Origin of the sequence: Terribacillus sp. JSM ZJ617 (genome assembly GCF_044383785.1) — a bacterium.
Classification (GTDB): Bacteria; Bacillota; Bacilli; order Bacillales; family Amphibacillaceae; genus Terribacillus.
In genome coordinates this window covers 57,793-79,178 of sequence record NZ_JBISEQ010000004.1, presented here as the reverse complement: position 1 = coordinate 79,178, position 21,386 = coordinate 57,793, and the positions used below count along the sequence as shown (strand labels likewise).

Below are 21,386 nucleotides of genomic sequence, written 5' to 3'. Positions count from 1 at the left end.
CTGGCTCTTTTTTTCCTATTAACTGGTTACTGCGCAGCGATTAGGACCTGATTCAATATCGGCTTCGTCTGCGCTGCCTAACGTCGCTTTCCCTTGATTGGCTTCTCGTATCAGCTGATAACTATTTGGCTGCTGGTCAGGAATACTTCCCAAAACGGAGGAAGCAAATTCGCCCGCATTCGGAAGCTGCAGTCTCGGGTTCTTTCTGTATAGGTCTTCCATGCGTGCTTGGACTGTGCCGTCACTTCCGATCTCTGACAGCTCGGAAAAATGCGATGGAAGGACAATCAGATCCAGCGACAATAATGGAAATTTTTCGTATAACGTATTGTGCAGATCCTGTACCCATTGTTCTGCTTGACCGGCTAAATCCGGACGGCCAATCGACTCGGTAAAGAGCGTATCCCCAGAAAGCAGGAATGTGTCATCAACAACCAAGCTGATGCTTCCTTCTGTATGACCTGGTGAGGCAACGCTGCGCATGCCTTCTTCGGATTTACCGAATGGGATCGTAATACCGTCCTGCAGCGGTGAGAATGTGAATGTCGCTTCTTTTCCATCGTCTGCAGGGAACCAATAATTTGCTCCTGTTTCTTCTGCCAGCTTCCGTCCGCCAGACAAATGATCTGCATGTAGATGGGTATCAAGCACATGTTTGATCGTCCAGCCTTTCTCTGATGCGAAGGAGGTATAGACTTCTGTAAACCTGGCGGGATCTACTACTGCTGCTTCTCCATTGGAGACAACCATATAAGATAGGCAGCCTTTCCCCATACGCATGAACTGGTATATCTCTCCGCCATAAGTGAGATCACCGACTTTACGGGGACTGATCGTTTCTCCCCAAGCTTGCATCCCGCCAACAACATGGACAATATTATCCATTCCAGCTGCTTGTAAGAGGGAGACGGCTGTCTGGGCGGATTTGCCCCGATAGCACATGACATAGACAGGATCATGTTCTGGCAGTGCTTCGCGAGCCTTATTCGGATCTGCTTTGATGACAGCAAACGGGATATCATATCGTTTGACGCTGTCGGCATCAATCGCCCAATCCTGAACATCTGACTCTTGCCGGATATCAAGCAGATGAACACTATCTTTCGCTTTTATTTTTTCTGCCAGTTCTGCTGTGTACAATGGATTCATGCAATCGTCTCCTTTAGAAATCTTTTTTGATTATAGGAAGGAGCAACTTGACTCCTTTCTTATTCACAGGGAATATCCTGCTATCAGCGAGCAGGTGGCTTGCATAACCGGCAGTGCCGGCAAGCTGGGTCCCAAATAGGGCGGTCTCTTGTTCAAAGAATGTCATCAATATGTAGAAATAGATCAGTCCGATCAAGGAGTGGGTATAGGACCGGTGGGCAAGGAAGGATGCAACCCCGATATAACATCCGCTCATGACAACCCATGTATGTCCAGTATACAATCCGGTCAACAGTACAGCGATGCCTGTAATCAGCAGCATGAACTTCTTATTGATTACGCGGGAGAGAACCATAATTCCTGCCCCGATTGCTAACCCGATATAACGATCTTGGCCAAATAAATTCCACATACTATATAGAATGAGCAATAATCCGATAAAAATTGTAATATTGCGGATGGCTTTGTGCGAAAAAGTGATGCGGTTGGAGAGGATACCGCCTGTATCCAAATCTGGTACAAGCGCTGCAACTGCTGCTGTGCACGTCATTGTGACGGTGACAGCGCCTTCGGCATTCAAGGCGGTGGCACTGGCGAAACCTGCGCCAGCTCCGATTAATAGATGTGTAATTCCTTTCATTCTAGCTGTGCCTCCAAAAGTTAGTCTTTAAAAGCATACTAGAATCTTTATGTCATGGCTATCCGTATTGTTTCTGATGCGCCTTCTTACGGGAAAGGTAATCTTCATCTTCTCTTATTTCGTCCCACTTTTTTTTGAAAACTTGCGCAGAGGCTGCTTTTTCATCATCAATCTGCCGGTCGTGCTTTTCTGTCTTATCGGCATCCTTATATTTCTTGCCGCCCTTGTAGTTGGCATAGCGGCGAGCACGGGTATAGCCCATCTGAATATATTTCCTGGCCATATCCATTCCGACAAAGTCATCCTGCTTACGGTATTCCTCGAACATATCCGAAATCTTCTGGCAGGATTCCTCTGCGATTTCCGGTGTCTTGAAGCGCCAATGGGGCAGGATTTCACTTTTATAAGGCTCCACCATCAGCACACCTTGTTCCCCGCGGCCGACGCGGTATTTATCCGGGTGTTTGCGAAAATCGGTCGAGGCATCAAAATGATCGTAATAGCCCATTCCCATCCCCCTGTCTCTGTTGTTAATGTATATAGTTACCGAATGTGATCTATGTGAAACGCGAATTTTTCTTGTGGACATAGGAGGCAGCCGCACACGTTTGTGATAAAATGAAAGTAATGGTCTCACGTCAGAAAGGAATGGTTACAGGTGGGTAAAACAAAAGTAGGAATCGTCTTCGGCGGAAAATCCGCTGAGCATGAAGTATCCTTACAATCCGCAAAAAATATTGCCGATGCAATTGATAAAAATAAATATGATGTTGTTCTGATTGGAATAGATAAAGAAGGAAAATGGCAGCTGAATGACAAGGCAGATTATCTGTTGAATGCACATGATCCGAAAAATATCGAACTGAAGCCTTCCGGGCAAGGTATTGCAGTTGTACCTGGTTTAAAGGAAAAGCAGCTCGTCAATCCCAGTCAAGGCGCTGTTCTTGATCAAGTAGATGTTATCTTCAGCATCCTCCACGGTACACTCGGCGAGGATGGCAGCATGCAAGGGATGCTGCGTATCGCCAATCTCCCGTATGTAGGCCCGAATGTACTAAGTTCGGCTGTATGTATGGATAAAGATATCGCGAAACGTCTACTGAAGGAAGCTGGTATAAGAGTCGCTAATGGCTTCACCTTCAAAAAACGCCAGCTAGCATCTATCCGTTATGAAGAGGTAGCTGAAGTGCTGGGCAGTACAGTCTTCATCAAGCCCGCAAACCAAGGCTCCTCTGTCGGCGTTAGTAAAGCGAAGACAGAAGAGGAGTTCTACAAAGGCTTGGAAGAAGCTTTCCGCTATGATACGAAAGTTCTTGTCGAGGAAGCAATCGTCGGCCGTGAAATCGAAGTTGCGGTACTTGGCAATGAAGAGCCAATGGCATCATTGCCTGGAGAAATTTTGCCGAAAACGGAATTTTATTCTTATGAATCCAAGTATATCGACGAATCAGGAGCGGAGCTTGCTATCCCGGCTCAGCTATCCGAGTCTGTTACAGAACAAGCTAGAAAGCTGGCAGTCGAAGTATTCCAGACACTTGACGTCGAAGGGCTTGCCCGTGTCGATTTCTTCCTGACAGAAGACGGCGAATTCGTTGTGAATGAAGTGAACACACTTCCGGGCTTCACGAAAATCAGTATGTATCCGAAGCTTTGGGACATCACTGGCATTTCCTATCCAGACCTGATTGACCGTCTGATTCAGCTTGCTATCGAACGGCATAAACGCGATAACGAATTAAGCAACGCTGCTTTTGAGCAATTTTAATCTATTGCTGAATAGAAAAAAAGAAATCCGGACTAGGAAGGAAGTTCTTCAAGTCCGGATTTCTTTTTCTCTTATAAGAACTTATACTTCAGGAAGTTTATGAGAATCAGATACTGTATAGAGAGATTTTATATAATACATGTCAGCTGAATTCTTTGTGGTAAGACTTGGGCATTTAAAAGGAAATTCGCTATTCAGCGTAGGAAATGCGCGGAGACTCCCGCGGGAGGAAGGCCTAGGTGAGACCCCGGAGTGCGTCAGCACGAGGAGGCTCACCAGCCGCCCGCAGGAAAGCGGAGTGTATTTCCGAAGCGCCATTCAAATACTATTACCATCTTTTTAGTATCTTATTTACTTGTCTTTCCATATGCAATTGGACCTAACTGTGATACAATGAACTGCAGAAAAGAATAAAAAATCCAGGCCATCCTGGGAGAGGTTCTAGCACAACCCTCTATAAAAAACTAAGGAACTATATCCTTGGGTATAGTCTTTTTTATTTTTTTATGGATAATTGGCAGCCTCTTCCTATTGGAAGGGCTTTTTTATTGGATTGTCTGGAAAAAAGGAGAAACGAAATGAAGAAGGGTAAAGCCATCGTCGTATTCAGCGGCGGTCAAGATAGTACAACTTGCTTGTTTTGGGCTATGGAACAGTTTGAGGAAGTGGAGGCTGTTACGTTCAACTATAATCAGCGCCACAGTTTGGAAATCGAGGTAGCCGAACAAATAGCGAAAGAACAAGGTATCAGACATCATGTATTGGATATGTCTCTATTGAATCAGCTTGCACCAAACGCATTGACAAGAGATGATATCGAAATCGAACAGCAAGAAGGGGAACTGCCGTCCACATTCGTACCGGGACGTAATCTAGTATTTCTATCATTCGCAGCTATCCTGGCACATCAAGTGGGCGCAAAGCATCTTGTAACAGGTGTTTGTGAAACAGACTTCAGCGGCTACCCAGACTGCCGGGATATCTTCGTGAAATCTTTGAATGTATCTCTTAATCTATCAATGGATAAAGATTTCGTCATCCATACACCGCTTATGTGGCTGGATAAAGCAGAAACATGGGAATTGGCAGATCAGCTGGGCCAGCTTGACTATGTGAAAGAGAAAACACTTACTTGCTACAACGGCATCATTGCTGAGGGCTGCGGAGAGTGCCCGGCTTGTAAGCTGCGCCAAAACGGTCTTGATCAATATGAAGCGAAAAAGGCGGAACAAGTATGATCCAGCAAATTTATCCGCAAGTGCAGCATGACTATAGCTATGAACTGAATAAGGATCTGCATTTCGCGGCAGCACACAGCATCCAGCATCCGGATGCCGGTAAATGCCAGCAGGTGCATGGCCATACGTATTTCGCCAATGTTACGATTGCCGGAGATGAATTGGATGACAGTGGATTTTTATTCAATTTCTCTACAATCAAAGCATTGATTCATAAGAAATTCGACCATACCTTATTAAATGACCACACGGATGTATTCGGAAAAGACGATTTCCCGACAACAGAAGTGATGGCGCGTAAAATATATGAATTGATTCAACAAGAGCTGGATCAGCTGTCCCATCAGCCTAAGTGCCTGCAAGTCTTCTTGCGTGAGACACCGACCAGCTATTGCGTATACCGACCAAAGCGAGGAACAGAGAATGGCAAGTAAATTTCCGGTTTTAGAAGTATTTGGTCCTACCGTGCAAGGAGAAGGAATGGTTGTCGGACAGAAGACGATGTTCGTCCGTACAGCAGGCTGCGACTATAGCTGCAGCTGGTGTGATTCTGCTTTTACATGGGATGGATCAGCAAAGGATGACATTCGGCAGCTGACTGCCGAAGAAATATGGAATCGCTTGGAGGAAGTAGGCGGAGATCGTTTCCGTCACGTGACTATCTCCGGCGGGAACCCTGCACTACTTAAGAATCTAGGAGAGTTCACAGAGCTTTTGAAAAAGAAAGAAGTAAAAGTTGCTCTGGAGACCCAGGGAAGCCGATATCAGCCGTGGTTTCTGGAAATCGACGATCTTACTATATCTCCAAAGCCGCCAAGCTCTATGATGAAGACCGATTTTCATCGTCTTGATGAGATAATCAACAATCTGAGAGAAGCTGGACGTCTGATGCATGTGAGCCTGAAAGTTGTTATATTCGACGAAGAAGACTTGCGTTATGCAACGAATGTTCATAAACGTTATCCAGATGTGAGTTTTTATGTACAAGTTGGTAATCATGATACAGCTACGTTGGATGATGCGGCATTGAAAGATGCTTTGCTGTCCAAATATGAATGGCTGATTGACCAGGTATCAGCTTCCAATGAATTGAATCATGTGCGTGTCCTGCCGCAGCTTCATACGCTTGTATGGGGAAATAAACGCGGTGTATAAACAGAAAGACGAGTTCTTGAAACTCGTCTTTTTTTTGTACTTAAAAGTAGGCAGGCACCTTCTATTCAAAAGATTAATAGGATACCAAGTCGTTAAATTAATAAAAAATGCTTGAATTTATATTAGTATTAATGCATAATAATTCACATAAATAAATCGAGCATTCAGCACGGAGAGGGAGATTCATAATGGCAAAGGATAAAATCGTACTCGCATACTCTGGTGGTTTAGATACTTCTGTGGCAATCAAATGGCTGCAGGATAAATATAATTATGATGTTATCGCAGTTGGTTTGGATGTTGGTGAAGGCAAGGATTTGGATTTCGTACAGGAGAAAGCATTGCAGGTTGGTGCTATTAAATCTTATACAGTGGACGCAAAAGCTGCATATGCAGAGGAATATGTACTTCCAGCTTTGAAAGCAAATCTGCTTTATGAAGGAAAATATCCGCTAGTTTCTGCACTTAGCCGTCCTCTGATCGCAAAAGTGCTAGTAGATATTGCGAAAGAAGAAGGAGCTGTAGCTGTAGCTCATGGCTGCACTGGTAAAGGAAATGACCAAGTGCGCTTTGACGTAAGCTTCACGGCTTTGAATCCAGACTTGAAGATTGTTGCTCCTGTACGTGAATGGGCAATGAGCCGCGATGAAGAGATTGAATATGCAGAGAAGCACGGTATTCCAGTTCCTGTTGGGAAAGAGAGCCCGTACAGTGTCGATCAGAATCTATGGGGACGCTCCAACGAGTGCGGTATTCTGGAAGATCCATGGGAGCAGCCGCCAAGTGACGCATTCGGATTGACTGTTGATCCTGAAAATGCGCCAGATGAAGCGCAGATTGTAACAATTACATTCGAAAAAGGGAAACCAGTCGCACTTGATGGGGAAGACTATCCATTGGATGCACTTATCTTGAAATTGAACGAAATCGCAGGTAAACATGGTGTCGGACGTATCGATCATGTCGAAAATAGATTAGTAGGTATCAAATCTCGTGAAATCTATGAATGTCCGGCTGCAGTGACATTAATTGCTGCGCATCAGGAATTGGAAGCTTTGACGATGACACGTGAAATTTCCCAATTCAAACCGATTGTCGAGCAAAAGCTTGCGCAAACAATCTATGACGGACTATGGTATTCGCCGCTGACTAAAGCGTTGCAAGCATTCATCGAGGAAACGCAGCAGACAGTCTCTGGAAATGTGAAAGTGAAGCTGTACAAAGGACATGCACTTGTTGTCGGCAGGGAATCCGCGGAATCCCTATACAGCTTTGATCTGGCAACATACAAACCAGAAGATAAATTCGATCATGATGCTGCACTTGGATTCATCCAGCTTTGGGGACTTCCGACGAAAGTTCAGGCAGAGGTTGCCCGTCAGCAAACAGTACAAACGGAGGCACCATCACTATTGAAAATTGACAAAAAAGAAGCTGTGAAACAATGAAGCTCTGGGGAGGAAGATTCACAAAGCCGACCAATGAATTAGTAGACGCCTACACTTCCTCCATCGGCTTTGATCAAAAACTGGCTAAATACGATATTCAAGGCAGTCTGGCGCATGTAGCAATGCTTGGCAAATGCGGCATCATCGAACAAGACGATGCTGAAACAATTGCTGATGGATTAAAGCTTGTACTGCAAAAAATCCAGGCAGGGGAAGCAACGCTCTCACAGGCGGATGAAGATATTCATATGAATGTGGAACGATTATTGATTGAACAGATCGGTCCAGTAGGCGGTAAGCTGCATACAGGTAGAAGCCGTAATGATCAGGTAGCACTGGATATGCGTCTGTATTTGCGGGAAGCAATTGTGGATATTATCGGGTTGCTGGGTGCCGTGCAAACAGCGCTGACCGAACAGGCGAAACAGCATCTGGATACGATCCTCCCGGGTTATACACATTTGCAGCGGGCGCAGCCTGTACTCTTCGGCCATCATCTTATGGCATATGCTTATATGCTGCAGCGTGATGTGGAGCGGCTTCAGGATAGCTGGAAGCGTGTGAACAAGATGCCGCTTGGAGCAGGTGCCCTGGCTGGGACGACATTCCCGATCGATCGTCATTTTGTAGCAGAGCAGCTGCATTTTGATGCTATTACCGAAAATAGTCTGGACAGTGTAAGTGACCGTGATTTCGTGGTGGAGTTCCTGTCAGCTGCGAGTCTAATCAGTATGCATCTTTCACGGCTTTCGGAGGAATTGGTTCAATGGTCTAGCGCGGAGTTCAATTTCATAGAATTGGATGATGCGTTTTCCACCGGCAGCAGCATGATGCCGCAGAAGAAAAACCCTGATGTAGCGGAGCTTGTCCGCGGTAAATCCGGCCGTGTCTTCGGGCATTTGATGGGCATGCTGACAACTCTGAAAGGATTGCCGCTTGCTTATAATAAGGATATGCAGGAAGACAAAGAAGGCATGTTCGATACAGTGGAGACATTGAAAGGTGCACTTGGTCTTTTTGCACCGATGATCGAGACGATGCATGTGAAGCAGGAAAATATGTATCAAGCTGTTCGGAACGATTTCTCGAACGCAACAGATTTAGCGGACTATCTCGTAGCAAAAGGGATGGCATTTCGGGAATCACATGCTGTTGTTGGGCAGACAGTGCTGTACAGTATCGAGCAGGGGAAATATTTGCTGGATCTCGGTCTGGAAGAGCTGCAGCAGTTTTCCAGTTTGATAGAAGAAGATATCTACGAGGCACTTGCGCCGGAGACGGTCGTTGCAGCTAGGAATATCCCTGGAGGAACGGCAAAGGTACGGGTTCAAGAGCAGGTGGATGATATAGAAGCCTTGCTGGAAACGAATAAACAGTGGACAGAAGAGCAGGCTGCCAAACTGGAGGGGTGAGCAGCTGCTCACCTTTCTTTTGTTATAAATGCATATTTATTAGTTTTTTGGAATAAAGATAACGTTCGTTTCAGAAAGGAGCAGCATGAATGGAAGAGACAAAGGGTTATTTGATGCTCAGTACAGGAGATATTTTAGAGGGTGTCTGGCTGGGTGAAACAACGGAATCAGATGGGGAAATGGTTTTCAATACAGCGATGACAGGCTATCAGGAAGTGATGACAGATCCATCCTACGCTGGACAGATTGTCACAATGACGTATCCTTTGATCGGAAATTACGGCTTCAATGCGAATGATAAGGAAAGCCATATGCCATCTATTCATGGGCTTGTCATTTCGACACCATGTGAAACACCGGCTCATTACCAAGCAACCCAGACATTGCAGGATATTGCCAATGAACATAACTTCCCGATCCTTGCGCAGGTGGATACACGGAAATTGACGAAGATCATCCGTAAGCATGGGGATGTCTATGGAAGAATGACGAAAACACCAGGAGCTGCTCCAGAAAAAGCAAAAGTATCCGAAAAGATTGTGGAAAGTGTATCGGTGAAAAAGGCGCAGTTCCACCCGGCAAAGGGTCAGTCGGCAGCTCATGTTGCTATCATCGATTACGGCTATAAGCATTCGATTCGGGATATGTTGCTCGAAAATAAATGCGACGTCACAGTCTTTCCGTTTGATACGACGCTGGAAGAGCTGAAAGAAGCAAAAGTGGATGGTGTCCTGTTATCAAATGGCCCTGGCGATCCGAAGTCTCTCCAGTATTTAGCCGGCGAAATCAAAAGGATTGCAGAATATTATCCCACACTGGGGATCTGCCTCGGGCATCAGCTGTTGGCACTTGCATTCGGCGGGAATACAATGCGGCTGCCTTATGGACATCGAGGGAGCAATCATCCGGTCCAGCATTTGCCTAGCGGAAAAGTATCGATCACTTCCCAAAACCATGGATATGTCGTCGATGAAGCTTCTATTTCACAGTCCCTGTGGAATATCCTTTACAGCAATGTAAATGATGGATCGGTAGAAGGGCTGCAGCACTGCTCCAAACCGATCATGAGCGTCCAATTCCATCCAGAGGCGCATCCTGGCCCAAGTGATACGTATGATGTGTTCGAACAATTTTTGAATTCGGTACGGAATAGAGGAGTGACAGCATATGCCTAAGCAAGATCACATCAAGAAAGTCCTTGTCATCGGTTCTGGTCCGATTGTAATCGGGCAGGCAGCAGAATTCGATTATGCAGGCACACAAGCATGCCTTGCTTTAAAAGAGGAAGGGGTAGAGGTCATCCTCGTCAATAATAACCCTGCGACAATCATGACAGATCAGGCATTTGCCGACCAGGTGTATTTGGAGCCGCTCACCTGTGAATCCTTGACGAATATCATCGAAAAAGAAAGACCGGATGGCCTGCTGCCTACTTTAGGCGGCCAGACCGGCCTTAATCTGGCGGTAAGCCTGGATCAGGCAGGTGTACTGGAGAAATACAGCGTTACATTGCTAGGTACACCGCTTGATGCAATCCAGCGCGGAGAGGATCGGGAGCTGTTCAAGCAGATGATGCAGGAGATCAATGAGCCTGTCCCGGAAAGTCTTCCAATCACAACAATCGAGGAAGCAAAGGATTTTGCAGAAAATACAGGCTTTCCGATCATCATCCGTCCTGCCTATACATTAGGCGGAGCAGGAGGAGGAATCGCAAACGACCTGCCGGAACTGATGCGGTATGTAAAGAGTGGAATTCAGGCAAGTCCGATCAATCAGGTGCTAATCGAGCAGAGTGTGAAGGGCTGGAAGGAACTCGAGTACGAGGTGATGCGGGATGCAAATGACACTTGCATCATCGTCTGTAATATGGAAAATATCGACCCTGTCGGAATACATACAGGAGACAGTATCGTTGTCGCACCTTCCCAGACATTGACAGACCGACAGTATCAAATGCTTCGGACCGTATCATGTAAAGTTATCCGTGAGCTGGGTGTCGTTGGAGGATGCAATATACAGTTCGCGCTTAATCCAGATAGTGATGAGTACGTCATCATCGAGGTGAACCCGCGGGTAAGCCGCTCCAGTGCATTAGCATCCAAGGCAACAGGTTATCCGATCGCCCGGATTGCTGCAAAGCTAGCACTTGGCTATCATCTGCATGAGGTGCCGAATCCGATTACAGGAGATACATTTGCAAGCTTCGAGCCTGCCATCGACTATGTAGCTGTGAAAATACCGCGCTGGCCATTTGATAAGTTCACGCAGGCAGATCGTCTGCTCGGAACACAAATGAAAGCTACAGGCGAAGTAATGGCGCTATCCCGTAACCTTCCTGCTGGTCTGCATAAAGCCATTCGTTCCCTGGAAATCGGCTTGGAGGAATTCCGTTTGCCGTCCGCTGAAGCACTGACAGATGCTGAGCTGGAACAAGGGCTTATAGATGCAGATGACCGCAGACTGTTTCTGCTTGCTGAAGCACTGCGTAGGGGAGTATCTATCGAGACGCTTCATGAGTGGACGGAGATTACGACATTCTTCCTTCATGAGATGAAGCGGATCATCGATATCGAGCAAGAATTAAAAGAAGGTGGCTGGCAGCCTGAAGAGGCACTTCTCCGAAAAGCTAAGACACTTGGTTTCAGTAATGTTGCCCTAGCGAGAGTCCTCGATCAGCCATTGGCAGCAGTGGAAGGATTAATCAAGGAGCAGGAAATCAAGCCTTCTTACAAGATGGTCGATACGTGTGCAGCCGAATTTTCTGCGCAAACCCCATATTTCTACTCGAGCTGGCAAGAAGAAGATGAGGTTGAACCTTTACCTGCAGCTGATAAGAAAGTAGTGGTGCTGGGTTCTGGTCCTATCCGGATTGGGCAAGGGGTGGAATTTGATTTCTGCTCTGTACAATCTGCTTTATCTTTGCGAGAACAAGGCATTCGATCTATTGTCATCAATAATAATCCGGAAACTGTCAGTACCGATTTCAATACGGCTGACCATCTGTATTTCGAACCTCTTACAAAAGAAGATGTGCTGCACATCATTGAAAAAGAGCAGGCTGACGAGGTGCTTGTCCAGTTCGGAGGGCAGACAGCAATTAATTTAGCAGCAGATCTCGAGGAATCTGGCGTAACAATTGCCGGAACGAGCACAGCTTCAATAGATCGCGTGGAGAATAGGGAAGCCTTCTATGACTTGCTGCATACGCTGAACATCCCGCATATTCCGGGCACGACTGTGATGGATACCGCTTCATTGCATGTTGAAGCCCGCCGAATCGGTTATCCGATTCTGATTCGTCCATCTTATGTGATAGGTGGCCAAGGGATGGTCATCCTGCATTCGGAAGATATGCTGGAATCTTATTTGGATGAGCTCAAGCAGCAGATACACACTTCCCGCTTATTCCCGCTGCTTCTTGATAAATATGTCCCGGGAATGGAGGTAGAAGTAGATGTTGTTTGTGATGGCAAAGACATCCTTATCCCAGGCATCTATGAACATATCGAGCCTGCTGGAATCCACAGCGGAGACAGTACAGCTATTTTCCCTGCACCTAGCTTAAGTGAATCAGAGAAAGATATGATTGTCAGCTATGCAAGCAGAATCTCGGAATCTCTTAATGTGAAAGGTATCATGAACATTCAGTTTGTCTTTAGCGAAGACCGTAACATCTTGTATGTCCTGGAGGTCAACCCGCGTGCGTCCCGTACAGTGCCTATTTCCAGTAAGGTGACGGGCATCCCGTTGGTAGATTTAGCTACCAGAGTGCAGATGGGAGAAGCATTGCAGGATTCAGGTTATTCACTTGGACTGCAAAAAGAAATACCATTTTATGCTGTTAAGCTGCCTGTCTTTTCCACCACAAAGTTGGCAGGTGTCGATCCGCTGCTTGGGCCGGATATGCAATCGACGGGAGAGGCAATTGGATTAGGCAAGACGGAGACCGAAGCATTGAATAAGGCGTTTGGCTGGAAGGAAAAGACACTCCGGTCTTTGACAGACGAGGCTCAAATCCTTATAGATGTAGAATCCGCCGATTTGATCGGGCTGGAAGAATTACTTGGAAATCTGCAAGCAAAGGTTGTACTGACAGAGCAGACTGCAGCTATTTTGCCAGACAGTGATTCATTCGAAGTCGTTTCCTATGAAGAAGCAATTCTTTTGATTGAAGACCAAAAGATGACAGCTGTATGCAGTACGAGAAAAGGGTTCCAAGGTATTCGTGAATCGGCATGGAAAACAGAGACACCGTGTATGACAAGTTTGTCGACAATGCAAAGCTACTGGCTGGCTAGTCAGGATAAACTGGCTGACAGCTTGTCGATGTCGGATTATTTGGAGCAAGCGGAAAAGGAGCATGTGCAATGAAACAGACGATAGAACAGCAATCGATGGCAGGCAAAAGCCTGCTATCACTGCAGGATTTGACAAAGGAAGAAATTCTCTATGTGCTGGATTTGGCTGCCGAGCTAAAAAGTCAGCATCAAAAAGGTGAACTCAGTCAGCCGCTGGCAGGGAAAACCTTAGGTATGATTTTTGAAAAATCCTCCACACGGACGCGTGTTTCTTTTGAAACAGGTATTTATCAGCTTGGCGGTATGGGGCTTTATTTGAACTCAAAGGACTTGCAGCTTGGCCGCGGCGAACCAGTTGCTGATACTGCAAAAGTTCTGTCCGGCTATCTGGATGCCATCATGATACGTGCCAATTCGCATAAGATGGTGGAGGAGCTGGCAGCACATGCTACTATCCCGGTAATCAATGGCTTGACTGATTTATTCCATCCATGTCAGGCTCTGGCTGATTTGCAGACAATCTTGGAATATAAAGGAACATTGGAAGGCGTGAAGCTAGCTTATATCGGTGACGCTAACAATGTAGCTAATAGTTTAATGATTGCAGCAGCGAAAACTGGAATGCAAATTCGAATTGCATCTCCAGTGGGCTATCAGCCGCTCCCTGAAATCGTTGAAAAGGCGAAAAAAATCAGCGGTGATCCAGATTTTCTCCTTATTACGGAGAGTCCGGAAGAAGCTGCCGCAGGTGCAGATGTACTTTATACAGATGTCTGGACGAGTATGGGGCAAGAGGATGAGACAACTGCCAGACTGAAAGCATTCCAGGGATTCCAAGTGAATGAGGTACTCATGGATTCTGCGGCATCAGATGCTATCTTCCTGCACTGTCTGCCAGCACATCGGGGCGAAGAAGTGACCGCAGCTGTCATTGATGGTCCACAATCAGCTGTATTCCAAGAAGCTGAAAATCGTCTGCATGCCCAAAAAGCGCTTATGCTTGCTGTTATGGGGAAATAAAGAATACAAAAGAGAAACCGCCTGAAAAAAAGGCGGTTTCTTTTCTGTGTCTATGCGTTCACAAGAATGGGAAAATCATGTAGACTAAAGAGTATATGTCCACTTACTCTACGTAAGGGACTTCTAGGATACAGGAGAGAATAATCACTATGTTAACTTACGTAGCGCCAGCTATATTCCTGGCGTTTGTCTATTTACTGTCTATTATTCCGTTTCACCAGACGGTTGGTATTACCAAGAAACAACATTTATTGATGGCATCCTTCGCTATCTATGTGATCGCTGTCATTTGTCTGACATTCTTCCCATTGCCTGTGGATCAGAATCTTATCGAAGAAAATCAGCAGCTGGAAACAAGCTACCGCTGGAATACGTCGCCGCTAACGTCCATTATGCAAATCTGGCATACAACGCAAATCGATGGCTTCGGATATGGACTGGCCCTTAAAAATCTAGGGGGCAATATCCTCTTATTTGTGCCGCTCGGCTTTTATTTGCCTTTGCTCATTCGCAGAACCAGGTCTTTCTTTATCGTTGTTCTGTGCGGGCTTGTATTCAGTACAGCAATTGAGTCGACACAAGGATTGCTGAATTATTTTGTAGGCTATAATTATCGCTCTGTCGATATCGATGACATTATCTTGAATGTATTGGGAGCTATGCTTGGATATGCATTTTATTGGATTGCTCTGCGTCCGTTATTAAAAAGGGGCAAGCTGTAATCAGCTTGTTTCCTGCTGGGTATGATCCTTGAATCCAAGAAGTTCCGGTGACAAGGAGGCAAGGGGTCCCAATTTGCGCAATTTTGGATATAGAAGCCACGTTACAGAAAGCAAGGCAAGGCCGCTGCCTGCAGTGCAGAAGACCCAAGACAAAGGAATAAATGTGGCTGCATATCCGCCTGCCAATGAACCGATCGGCATTGCAATTGTAACGAAACTTGCACTTGCGCTTGTCACCCTGCCGATCATGGAAACTGGAACCAAAGTTTGCAACAATATTGCGAAAGTGACGTTGATACAGCCGACTGGTATCCAAGCGAGTCCGTAAAGAATCACACTCAACCAAGTCCATGGAACGAAGGCAGCAGCTGCCCAGATTCCAGAAGCCAGAAACATGGAACATATTGTTGCTTTACCGATGGGTAATTTGCTGAAGGCAGAAGCTAATAACGCGCCTATTAAAGCCCCGCAAGACATAGCTGCCAAATATAAACCATATACGGCAGCACCTTGTCGCTCATCTGCAAAAGCAGGCATGACCGCCATGGCGGCACCAATTGCCAGATTGCATAGTACTGCTCCAAAGAGTGCAGCAGCTAAAATGGTTGTAAAAAGAATCTTAAGTCCTTCTTTAAGTTCAGTGATGTAAGTGCTGAAGACAGAACGCGTACTATCGGCTTCACCGGTTTGCGCTCTATGGTGTGGGATTCTAAGGAAGCTGAATAAAAGGAAAGCAATACAGAAGGCAAAAGAATCGATGATGAATAGTAGTGTCGCTCCAAAGACAGCAATCATTACGCCTGCGATGGCATTAAAGATGAGATCGACACCTTGGTAAGCAAAGGAGAATAGTGCATTACCAGCAGGGAGTTCTTCTTTTTTCAGAACGATTGGCAATGCTTTTGTTTCTGTCGGATATGCAAATGCGTTAATAAAGGTCAGAATCGGCATGATGACAAGCAGCAGTGTAACAGACAGAAAGTCCTGCCAAGCTGCAAGTGGAATCAGCAGTATAAGCACAGCTTGCAGTGCTTGTGTCCACATCAGCGTGCTGCGAATTTGCCATCGATCAACCAGTGGCCCAATCAGGAACTGCAGTAGGTTCGGGATTTGTGTCAAGGCTCCTGCCAGACCTGAATAAAATGTGCTGTCGCTCAGATCATAAACGAGCCACATGGCCGCTATGAAATAAATGCTGTCTCCAATATTGCTTATAATTCGCCCCGAGAAAAGCAAGCCATAGTTACGCTGTTTCAGTATAGCGAACATCCTTAATCCTCCTCTTCCATCTCTACTTGATCAAATGATGGTGTGTCGATTTCAAAACCATAAGCAGAAAAATGATACAGCTTACCATTGGAATCATATTCAGCTGCCTCACTTTTTTCTCGCAGCTTCTCCATCAACCCGAATAAACCCTGAATAAACTCCTGAAAATCTGCTTCAGTGGCGCTGATTTCCCATATACTTCCAACTTTATCCCAGTCTTTCGGATCGGTGGAACCGGCTGCTTGGGCGAAGGACGACTCTGGTGCTGTAAGGATGGCTGACTTTGTCTTATTGGCCATTTGTACATATAGCTGCCTTGTCGATTCGCTTAATTCTTCTGCGTAGGGAAGCAAATCCTCTGACGGAAAGAAGCCTCTTGCAGCAGCTCGATAGAATTTCTGGATAATGCCATTTTTCTCCTCGGTACGAATCACTTCGATCAAGCCGTTTTTCTCCAACTCTTTCAAATGATAATGAATTTTCGGTCTGCTCGTTTCCAGCAAGACAGCAAGCTGCTGTCCGGTATAAGATGTTTCAACTAACTTCATGATCATCTCTGCACGCAGCGGGTCACTGATTGCTTTTAACTGTTCAAAGGTTGTTAATGCCATTGCTTGTTTCATTGTATTCCTCCTCTTGTAAACATTTCTTGATCGGTCAAATTTATTTTACAGATTTAGTTTAGTTATGGTTCCACATATTGTCAATTAAATTTTCAGACTTTTTTCCTGCTGTACAACGACATAAAAAATATGTTAAAGTAGAGGCAATCGAATAGGTTTTCTCTTGGGGCAGGGTGAAATTCCCGACCGGCGGTGATAGGCAGCATAGCTGTCTTCAGTCCGTGACCCGTTATTATAACGGTGGATTTGGTGAGATTCCAAAGCCGACAGTACAGTCTGGATGGGAAAGAGGAAACGGCGTGCTATCCACACGCCAACAGCAGCTATTTCGTTGATTGACGATAGCTTGTTTCGCTATACTTTTAAAGCCAAAGCCCCAGAATCCATTATTCTGGGGCTTTTTATATGAAAGTTAGTGCTATTTAGGAGCAAATTGGCAGAAGCGGCCAGCTTGCACCTTATTCGAGTGATTCATACAAGAATTTTGGTAAAAGATATATGGAATTGTTATAACCCCAACTAACCGTCACACAGCCCCGAGACGGTAATATTCCCATTCGTAAGCATGACAGCAAGTAAAAATAACTTCTTGTTTCCTTGAGAAGCTCTCAGAAGAAAAGGAGGAGAAAAGTGTTTACTGGAATCATTCAGGAAGTAGGCAGCATTATTGATGTGAAAAGACAGGATAAGGCGATGCAGCTCACAATTGCCAGTGAAAAGCTGACAGCAGATATGCACGTTGGGGACAGTATCTCCGTTAACGGTGTCTGTCTTACAGTTACTAGTTTCACCCCGTCTTCTTTTCAGGCAGATGTGATGCCGGAAACGTTCCATCACAGTTCTTTGTCCAATTTGCAAAGTTCCGATCAAGTGAATCTGGAACCTGCTTTGCAGCCTAATGGAAGACTGGGAGGCCACTTTGTGAGTGGTCATGTAGATACAACAGGATCTATCCTATCCATTCGAGATGAGTCAAATGCTCGTTACATTGACATTGCTGTAACAAAAGGGCTGCAGTATTTGATGTCCAAAGGTTCAATTTCAGTTGATGGTGTGTCATTGACGGTGTTCGAAGTCCGGGAAGATACATTTACTATTTCGCTTATTCCGGAGACGAGGAAAGCGACAATCTTAGGTGAAAAGAAAGCTGGCGATCTAGTCAATCTCGAATTCGACCAGCTTGCTAAATACATGGAACGGTTGCTGGAGCATCGAAAAAGTCCACAGTCTGCAGGCATTACGGAAGAGACGTTAGCGCAGTACGGATTCATGGATTAGGAGGGAAATGTATGAAAACGACAATAGACATCGCAATAGAATACTTGAAAAGCGGCAAACCGATCATCGTTACAGACGATGAAGCAAGAGAGAACGAAGGAGATTTGCTGGCTTTAGCAGCGTATGCAAGCCCAGAAACAGTTAATTTTATGGCTTCTGTCGGAAAAGGTCTGATCTGTGCGCCTATTTCCCGGGAAATTGCCGAAAGATTGGATTTGCCGCCGATGGTAGCTGATAATACAGATCCGCATGGGACAGCCTTCACCGTTAGTATTGATCATATTGATTCTACTACTGGTATCAGTGCATTCGAACGGTCCCATACGATTGCGAGGCTGGCAGATGCTGTTAGCAAGCCAACTGATTTTCAGCGTCCGGGACATATTTTTCCGCTGATTGCCCAACAAAATGGTGTACTGGAGCGACCTGGACATACAGAAGCTGCTGTCGACTTAGCTAGGTTGGCCGGGACAGCAGAAGCTGGCTATATATGCGAAATCATGAATGAGGACGGTACAATGGCGCGCATGCCGGAACTTGAGAAATTAGCTGAATTGCACCAGCTGCCAATTATCACAATCGCTGATTTAATTGCATATCGAGAACTTCAAGAAGCTAAAGTGGAGAAATAAACAGTAAAGATTTGTGAAAGTGCAGCAAGCATAAAACATTATCCAATACAAAAAAGATGAGGGACATACTGTCCCATATATAAAGGAGTAATCATATGGTTAACGTACTAGAAGGAAATGTAGTAGGATCAGATTTGAAAATTGGAATCGTTGTAGGAAGATTTAATGAGTTCATTACGAGCAAACTGTTGAGCGGCGCAATTGATACGTTAAAGCGTCACGGTGTCGATGAAGCAAAAGTGGATGTTGCGTGGGTACCTGGAGCATTTGAAATCCCCCTTGTAGCTGACAAACTTGCTGAAAGCAAAAAATACGATGCTGTGATTACATTAGGCACAGTTATCAAAGGCTCTACACCGCATTTCGATTATGTGAGCAATGAAGTGGCAAAAGGAGTAGCAAGTGCTGCCAGTAAGGCTGGTATCCCGATTATCTTTGGTGTACTGACAACTAATACAATCGAACAAGCCATTGAGCGTGCAGGTACGAAAGCAGGCAATAAAGGCGCAGAAGCAGCTGTTTCTGCAATAGAGATGGCCAATTTACTAAAACAGATCTAAGCAAGGGAAGCAGGGGGATTAACCTCTGCTTCTTTTTTGTATTTAGAAAATAATGTATATTCATTTTGGGGGTGCTTACTTACATGAAAACACACTATGAATTAAGAGGTGATGGGAACGAAACCAAATTACCTTGCAAAATACATATCATTGGTTCTGTCGGCAGCGGGAAGACGACGCTAGCTAAGGAGTTGTCGAATATCCTGAGTGCTGACCATCACGAACTGGATAACGTTGTTTGGAAACGATCCTCGGCAGGAGACAGACGCCGTTCTGACAAGGAGAAGCGGGAGATCTTGAAAAGTATCATTGATTCTCGTGCCTGGATCATCGAGGGTGTCCATACAGATGAGTGGATAGAAGACAGCCTTGTAAATGCAGAATTGATTATCTTGCTGGATCCGGCATATCGGATAAGAAATAGGCGGATAATCAAACGTTTCCTGCGTCAAAAAGTGAAATTGGAGACATCTAATTACACACCTTCCTTTCATATCTTCCTAAAGATGTTCAAATGGAATCGTTATTTTGAGCGTACGACTAAGCCATTTATCTTTGAGAGTTTTCTTCCATACGGTCATAAGATGATTATTGTAGAGAACAAATTGGATGTGTTAGAATACTTGACCTTTTTAAAAAGCAAATCTGAAGCAGGTTAATAGCCTGTTTTTTTATTTTTGGAAAAATGATACAGAAATTACTTTGACACGCAGAGTAATATGTTTTATGATTACTTTATCAGATAGAGTAATTCAGAAAGAAGGGGTAGCATATTCGGAGTGACACAATTCGAGGGCATTTGGATTCCATTATCCTTCGTTTGCTGATGGATGGGGATAAATATGGTTACCAGATATCGAAAGACATAGCAGCTTGGACGCACGAAGCATTTCAAATTAAGGAAGCAACACTTTATGCAGTCTTTCAGCGACTGGAACGACGAGAATTAATCGAGTCTTATCAAGGAGAAAAGTCACATGGAGGCAAGCGGAAATATTATACGATTACGACGCTTGGGAAGGCTTACTTTCATGAAGCAGCGAAAGAGTGGAAAGAAGCGAAACAATTAATCGATGTATTTATGGAGGGTGTTTGATGCAGAAGATCAATATGTATGTGGAAGAGCAATTTGCAGATTTGCCGGAGACAGAACAGGTAGTGAACTTGAAAGAGGAAATAAAGGATTCGATGGAAGAGAAGGCTGCAGATTTCATGCTGGATGGGAAATCGGAAGAAGATGCAGTCAATAAGGCAATTGTCGACTTCGGGAATTTGGCGGAAATAAAGAGGGAATTCCAGCTGCAGCATGCACCGCAGAAAACACCAGATAAAAAGAAGAAGCAAAAAGAAGATATGAGTACGTTGAATCTCGGGTTCTCTATATGCGGAAGTTTATTGATTATCGCACTGCTCGTTTTTGTGAATTTGTACTATACACCATATGAGATTTGGTTTGTCTACCCGACATTCGCTATTCTTTGGTGGCCGGTGAGTATGGCTTTCGTCTGGATGAAGGCTAGGAAAAGGAAGGTGATGCAGCGATGAAGCCATGGAGATTGTTTCTTGCATTTATGCTGCTGAGCCTGGGCGGTTTTTCCGTTTATATCAACTTGATGACTACGCCGCAGGAGATTTGGTATACGTACAGTTTAGGTGCTAGTATCATCATTGCCCTGCAGATTCTTTTTCCGAATCAATTGACAGTAGTGACGTGGCTGTCGACAATCGTTGTAGGAGCCGTACTGGTTAACGAAAATATGTCTGATTCGCCTTCTACACCATGGTATCTGTACACATTAGGTGCTTTGGCGTTATGGGGAACAGCTGTTATGCTTCGAGGACATCTTGCTAAAATGGGAATTGCCTTAGCTATCAGCTTGGCTGTCTGTGTATACTATTTCGGTCTGTATCAGTATTTTGGTCATGAAACACCTTGGTACGGTTTTATCATCTTCGCGATGAGCTGGTGGCCGCTATCTATTATAGGTCATCGCAGCTCTAGTTTATTCTTCAGTGTATTGGGCTTTGGTGCACTCAGTGTGTTCTTCCTGTTTGTGAATATAGCCTATTCTCCATCGGTGATCTGGGCGATTTACCCAATTTTCGCAGCAGCATGGTGGCCGCTGGCAGCATATTTCTACAGCTATCGCCGCCACCTCAGCAGATAAAAAAGGACA

21 protein-coding genes, 1 pseudogene and 2 riboswitches are annotated in these 21,386 nt (G+C 45.1%); of the genes and pseudogenes, 17 read left to right on the top strand and 5 right to left on the bottom strand.

Annotated elements, in window-relative coordinates:
- Window positions 1-18: 18 nt before the first annotated feature.
- The 3 genes from ACH6C1_RS13885 to ACH6C1_RS13875 are packed head-to-tail and all read right to left on the bottom strand — an operon-like array spanning window position 19 to window position 2,303.
- Entirely contained in the window at window positions 19-1,149 is a 1,131-nt protein-coding gene (locus ACH6C1_RS13885; RefSeq protein ID WP_374077969.1) for an MBL fold metallo-hydrolase, read from the bottom strand.
- A gap of 13 nt (window positions 1,150-1,162) precedes the next feature.
- Window positions 1,163-1,789, bottom strand: coding sequence for a metal-dependent hydrolase (locus tag ACH6C1_RS13880; protein WP_095224006.1), 627 nt, complete (start codon window positions 1,787-1,789; stop codon window positions 1,163-1,165).
- Between the two features lie 58 nt (window positions 1,790-1,847).
- The gene (locus tag ACH6C1_RS13875) at window positions 1,848-2,303 is read right to left on the bottom strand and encodes a DUF4385 domain-containing protein (protein WP_374077966.1); all 456 of its coding nucleotides are present in this window, start codon (window positions 2,301-2,303) and stop codon (window positions 1,848-1,850) included.
- Between the two features lie 144 nt (window positions 2,304-2,447).
- On the opposite strand from ACH6C1_RS13875, the gene ddlA reads away from it, so the two are divergent.
- From ddlA to ACH6C1_RS13825, 10 genes are all read left to right on the top strand, one after another.
- Complete coding sequence (gene ddlA / locus ACH6C1_RS13870) at window positions 2,448-3,554, top strand: D-alanine--D-alanine ligase (protein ID WP_374077963.1); 1,107 nt, start codon at window positions 2,448-2,450, stop codon at window positions 3,552-3,554.
- Window positions 3,555-3,983: 429 nt separating this feature from the next.
- Window positions 3,984-4,028, top strand: a riboswitch (PreQ1 riboswitch).
- Between the two features lie 104 nt (window positions 4,029-4,132).
- Window positions 4,133-4,792 carry a 7-cyano-7-deazaguanine synthase QueC gene (gene queC, locus ACH6C1_RS13865; protein ID WP_095224009.1) on the top strand — a complete coding sequence of 220 codons (660 nt, stop codon included), beginning with the start codon at window positions 4,133-4,135 and terminating at the stop codon, window positions 4,790-4,792.
- The gene (gene queD, locus ACH6C1_RS13860; protein ID WP_374077959.1) at window positions 4,789-5,226 is read left to right on the top strand and encodes a 6-carboxytetrahydropterin synthase QueD; all 438 of its coding nucleotides are present in this window, start codon (window positions 4,789-4,791) and stop codon (window positions 5,224-5,226) included. Before queC ends, queD begins: the two co-directional genes overlap by 4 nt.
- Window positions 5,216-5,947 (top strand): 7-carboxy-7-deazaguanine synthase QueE, encoded by a 732-nt coding sequence (gene queE, locus ACH6C1_RS13855; RefSeq protein WP_374077956.1) that lies wholly within the window; start codon window positions 5,216-5,218, stop codon window positions 5,945-5,947. Before queD ends, queE begins: the two co-directional genes overlap by 11 nt.
- A gap of 188 nt (window positions 5,948-6,135) precedes the next feature.
- The gene (locus ACH6C1_RS13850; protein ID WP_095224012.1) at window positions 6,136-7,395 is read left to right on the top strand and encodes an argininosuccinate synthase; all 1,260 of its coding nucleotides are present in this window, start codon (window positions 6,136-6,138) and stop codon (window positions 7,393-7,395) included.
- The gene (gene argH / locus ACH6C1_RS13845) at window positions 7,392-8,807 is read left to right on the top strand and encodes an argininosuccinate lyase (RefSeq protein WP_366248716.1); all 1,416 of its coding nucleotides are present in this window, start codon (window positions 7,392-7,394) and stop codon (window positions 8,805-8,807) included. Before ACH6C1_RS13850 ends, argH begins: the two co-directional genes overlap by 4 nt.
- Before the next feature lie 89 nt (window positions 8,808-8,896).
- Entirely contained in the window at window positions 8,897-9,982 is a 1,086-nt protein-coding gene (locus tag ACH6C1_RS13840; RefSeq protein WP_374077953.1) for a carbamoyl phosphate synthase small subunit, read from the top strand.
- Complete coding sequence (carB, locus tag ACH6C1_RS13835; RefSeq protein WP_374077950.1) at window positions 9,975-13,178, top strand: carbamoyl-phosphate synthase (glutamine-hydrolyzing) large subunit; 3,204 nt, start codon at window positions 9,975-9,977, stop codon at window positions 13,176-13,178. Before ACH6C1_RS13840 ends, carB begins: the two co-directional genes overlap by 8 nt.
- Window positions 13,175-14,125 carry an ornithine carbamoyltransferase gene (argF, locus tag ACH6C1_RS13830; protein ID WP_374077948.1) on the top strand — a complete coding sequence of 317 codons (951 nt, stop codon included), beginning with the start codon at window positions 13,175-13,177 and terminating at the stop codon, window positions 14,123-14,125. The genes carB and argF overlap by 4 nt, the downstream gene beginning before the upstream one ends.
- 149 nt (window positions 14,126-14,274) lie before the next feature.
- On the top strand, window positions 14,275-14,847 hold the full coding sequence (locus ACH6C1_RS13825) for a VanZ family protein (RefSeq protein WP_095224017.1): 573 nt from the start codon (window positions 14,275-14,277) through the stop codon (window positions 14,845-14,847).
- Here the strand turns inward: ACH6C1_RS13825 and ACH6C1_RS13820 are convergent, their stop codons facing one another.
- Both ACH6C1_RS13820 and ACH6C1_RS13815 read right to left on the bottom strand, forming a co-directional pair.
- Complete coding sequence (locus tag ACH6C1_RS13820; RefSeq protein WP_374077945.1) at window positions 14,848-16,116, bottom strand: MFS transporter; 1,269 nt, start codon at window positions 16,114-16,116, stop codon at window positions 14,848-14,850.
- Window positions 16,117-16,118: 2 nt separating this feature from the next.
- Window positions 16,119-16,739: an ArsR/SmtB family transcription factor gene (locus ACH6C1_RS13815; protein WP_374077943.1), complete on the bottom strand. Its 621-nt coding sequence runs from the start codon at window positions 16,737-16,739 to the stop codon at window positions 16,119-16,121.
- 155 nt (window positions 16,740-16,894) lie between these two features.
- Window positions 16,895-17,035: riboswitch (FMN riboswitch) on the top strand.
- 334 nt (window positions 17,036-17,369) lie between these two features.
- On the opposite strand from ACH6C1_RS13815, the gene ribE reads away from it, so the two are divergent.
- The 7 genes and pseudogenes from ribE (at window position 17,370) to ACH6C1_RS13780 (ending at window position 21,377) form a co-directional block, all read left to right on the top strand.
- Window positions 17,370-18,017 carry a riboflavin synthase gene (gene ribE, locus ACH6C1_RS13810; RefSeq protein WP_374077941.1) on the top strand — a complete coding sequence of 216 codons (648 nt, stop codon included), beginning with the start codon at window positions 17,370-17,372 and terminating at the stop codon, window positions 18,015-18,017.
- Between the two features lie 11 nt (window positions 18,018-18,028).
- Window positions 18,029-18,646, top strand: a pseudogene (gene ribB, locus ACH6C1_RS13805) (3,4-dihydroxy-2-butanone-4-phosphate synthase); the annotation flags it as partial.
- 98 nt (window positions 18,647-18,744) lie between these two features.
- On the top strand, window positions 18,745-19,209 hold the full coding sequence (gene ribH / locus ACH6C1_RS13800) for a 6,7-dimethyl-8-ribityllumazine synthase (protein ID WP_095220086.1): 465 nt from the start codon (window positions 18,745-18,747) through the stop codon (window positions 19,207-19,209).
- An 83-nt stretch (window positions 19,210-19,292) separates the two neighbouring features.
- Window positions 19,293-19,868 carry a P-loop NTPase family protein gene (locus tag ACH6C1_RS13795; protein ID WP_374077938.1) on the top strand — a complete coding sequence of 192 codons (576 nt, stop codon included), beginning with the start codon at window positions 19,293-19,295 and terminating at the stop codon, window positions 19,866-19,868.
- A gap of 140 nt (window positions 19,869-20,008) precedes the next feature.
- Window positions 20,009-20,305 (top strand): PadR family transcriptional regulator, encoded by a 297-nt coding sequence (locus tag ACH6C1_RS13790; RefSeq protein ID WP_255212179.1) that lies wholly within the window; start codon window positions 20,009-20,011, stop codon window positions 20,303-20,305.
- Window positions 20,305-20,754, top strand: coding sequence for a permease prefix domain 1-containing protein (locus ACH6C1_RS13785; protein WP_095224024.1), 450 nt, complete (start codon window positions 20,305-20,307; stop codon window positions 20,752-20,754). Before ACH6C1_RS13790 ends, ACH6C1_RS13785 begins: the two co-directional genes overlap by 1 nt.
- Complete coding sequence (locus tag ACH6C1_RS13780; protein ID WP_374077934.1) at window positions 20,751-21,377, top strand: hypothetical protein; 627 nt, start codon at window positions 20,751-20,753, stop codon at window positions 21,375-21,377. The genes ACH6C1_RS13785 and ACH6C1_RS13780 overlap by 4 nt, the downstream gene beginning before the upstream one ends.
- Window positions 21,378-21,386: the final 9 nt, after the last annotated feature.

What these genes read in the sequence shown, in the direction of transcription:
- ACH6C1_RS13825 (WP_095224017.1), top strand. Translation starts at nt 14,275, where the DNA reads ATGTTAACTTACGTAGCGCCAGCTATATTCCTGGCGTTTGTCTATTTA.
- ACH6C1_RS13780 (WP_374077934.1), top strand. Translation starts at nt 20,751, where the DNA reads ATGAAGCCATGGAGATTGTTTCTTGCATTTATGCTGCTGAGCCTGGGC.
- argH (WP_366248716.1), top strand. Translation starts at nt 7,392, where the DNA reads ATGAAGCTCTGGGGAGGAAGATTCACAAAGCCGACCAATGAATTAGTA.
- ACH6C1_RS13815 (WP_374077943.1), bottom strand. Translation starts at nt 16,739, where the DNA reads ATGAAACAAGCAATGGCATTAACAACCTTTGAACAGTTAAAAGCAATC.
- ACH6C1_RS13875 (WP_374077966.1), bottom strand. Translation starts at nt 2,303, where the DNA reads ATGGGAATGGGCTATTACGATCATTTTGATGCCTCGACCGATTTTCGC.
- ACH6C1_RS13840 (WP_374077953.1), top strand. Translation starts at nt 8,897, where the DNA reads ATGGAAGAGACAAAGGGTTATTTGATGCTCAGTACAGGAGATATTTTA.
- queE (WP_374077956.1), top strand. Translation starts at nt 5,216, where the DNA reads ATGGCAAGTAAATTTCCGGTTTTAGAAGTATTTGGTCCTACCGTGCAA.
- ACH6C1_RS13795 (WP_374077938.1), top strand. Translation starts at nt 19,293, where the DNA reads ATGAAAACACACTATGAATTAAGAGGTGATGGGAACGAAACCAAATTA.
- ACH6C1_RS13880 (WP_095224006.1), bottom strand. Translation starts at nt 1,789, where the DNA reads ATGAAAGGAATTACACATCTATTAATCGGAGCTGGCGCAGGTTTCGCC.
- ACH6C1_RS13820 (WP_374077945.1), bottom strand. Translation starts at nt 16,116, where the DNA reads ATGTTCGCTATACTGAAACAGCGTAACTATGGCTTGCTTTTCTCGGGG.
- ribH (WP_095220086.1), top strand. Translation starts at nt 18,745, where the DNA reads ATGGTTAACGTACTAGAAGGAAATGTAGTAGGATCAGATTTGAAAATT.
- ACH6C1_RS13885 (WP_374077969.1), bottom strand. Translation starts at nt 1,149, where the DNA reads ATGAATCCATTGTACACAGCAGAACTGGCAGAAAAAATAAAAGCGAAA.
- queC (WP_095224009.1), top strand. Translation starts at nt 4,133, where the DNA reads ATGAAGAAGGGTAAAGCCATCGTCGTATTCAGCGGCGGTCAAGATAGT.
- queD (WP_374077959.1), top strand. Translation starts at nt 4,789, where the DNA reads ATGATCCAGCAAATTTATCCGCAAGTGCAGCATGACTATAGCTATGAA.
- carB (WP_374077950.1), top strand. Translation starts at nt 9,975, where the DNA reads ATGCCTAAGCAAGATCACATCAAGAAAGTCCTTGTCATCGGTTCTGGT.
- argF (WP_374077948.1), top strand. Translation starts at nt 13,175, where the DNA reads ATGAAACAGACGATAGAACAGCAATCGATGGCAGGCAAAAGCCTGCTA.
- ACH6C1_RS13785 (WP_095224024.1), top strand. Translation starts at nt 20,305, where the DNA reads ATGCAGAAGATCAATATGTATGTGGAAGAGCAATTTGCAGATTTGCCG.
- ACH6C1_RS13850 (WP_095224012.1), top strand. Translation starts at nt 6,136, where the DNA reads ATGGCAAAGGATAAAATCGTACTCGCATACTCTGGTGGTTTAGATACT.